This is a genomic window from Actinokineospora sp. (genome assembly GCF_050699995.1).
GTDB lineage: Bacteria > Actinomycetota > Actinomycetes > Mycobacteriales > Pseudonocardiaceae > Actinokineospora.
Genome location: NZ_JBOHGC010000374.1, coordinates 1 through 1,388 on the forward strand (window position 1 = coordinate 1; position 1,388 = coordinate 1,388).

The window sequence follows — 1,388 nt, forward strand, 5'->3', positions numbered from 1 at the left end:
CCGGGCACCGACTGGTACGACTGGACGGTCTGGGTACCGCGGCCCCGATAGCGCGTCCCACCCGAAAACGGCCGGCCCGACCGGCCGTTTTCGGTCAGCTCGGGCGAGTTTGGGCGGCTACCCAGGACACGTAGTCCGCGTTGCCGCCGAGCACCGGCAGGACGACGACTTCCGGGACGTCGTACGGGTGGTGCGCCTTGATCCACTCGGTGAGCGCGTCGACGCGGTCGGCCGCGGTCTTGATCCAGCACTGCCATTCCTGGTCGTGCTGGATCGCACCGTCCCAGCGGTACACGCTGCGCACCGGGCCGACGATCTGCACGCACGCCGCCAGCCGCTCGCCCACCACACCGTCGGCGAGTCGGTCGGCATCCTCGGCGGTTCCCGTCGTGGTGACCACAATCCGCATGCCCGACTCCGATCGTGTCGCGTATCGGTCAGTGTCCGATCACGGACCTACCGTAACGAATCATTTTGTTGACCGATGAACCAAACGTCGGCCATGGCATGGAAGATGTTGCCCTGACGGCGAAGCGGGGCAGGCGGGGCCGCCCGGCGCACCACCACGAGGCGCGGCCTGTCCGCGCGCACCTTCGGCCCGAAGAGGCGACCGTTTTGATCGAGAACTCGTCGGCAGGCCTGCACCTGTTCGAGCCCGCGGTGCCGGTGACCGTCACCCGCGAGGAACACCACCAGCACATCCTGGCGCGTTACCCGGTGCACGGCGACGTGCCGCGGCGGGTCGCCGTGGAACTGGCCTGGTGCACCATCGGAACCGGGAAGTACCAAGGGCACCAGGCGATCGAGGTGCGGCTGGACGGTTCGCGCGTGGGCGAGCTGACGTACGCGATGTCGCAGCGGTACGCGCCGTTCCTGCGGTCCGTGTCCGCGCGCGGCGCCCGCCCCGGCTGCGAGGCCCTGATCCACCTCGGCAAGCGCGGCATCGAACTTGACCTCTACCTGCCGCGCCACACCGACGGCGTCCCGGTGGCGCCGGCGACGCGCACGATGCCGCGGCTGCCGGTCGCGCCGATGCGCCCGCCGGCCCCGGCGTCGCACGCCGTCCCGCCGATGCGCGCTCCCCAGCCGGACAAGGCCAAGTCGAACCACGGCACGGGTTTCGTCGTCGCGGGTGTCCTCGGCGTGATCACCCTCGTCGCCGTCATCGCGGGCAGCGGCGAGGACGCCCCCACGGCGAGCGACACAGTGCTCACCACGACCACGACCTCAAGCACCACAACGACAACGACGACCACCACCACTACCACGACCACCGAAGCTCCTCCGGTCACCACCGAGGCCGCTCCGCCGCCGCCCCCCGCTCCGCCGCCGCCCCCCGCACCGGCGCCGACGAAGGCGCCGGTCACCACCACCCGGCGGACCACGAC

The 1,388-nt window shown here is 71.1% G+C and carries 1 protein-coding gene and 1 pseudogene; one reads left to right on the forward strand and one right to left on the reverse strand.

Translation table 11 applies throughout. The annotated features are described in order from the left end of the window. Positions 1-94: 94 nt before the first annotated feature. Complete coding sequence (cutA, locus tag ACRDSQ_RS18510; RefSeq protein WP_431422786.1) at positions 95-409, reverse strand: divalent-cation tolerance protein CutA; 315 nt, start codon at positions 407-409, stop codon at positions 95-97. Positions 410-507: 98 nt separating this feature from the next. Between cutA and ACRDSQ_RS18515 the strand changes: the two are divergent. Further along, a pseudogene (locus ACRDSQ_RS18515) lies at positions 508-1,388 on the forward strand (hypothetical protein); the annotation flags it as partial.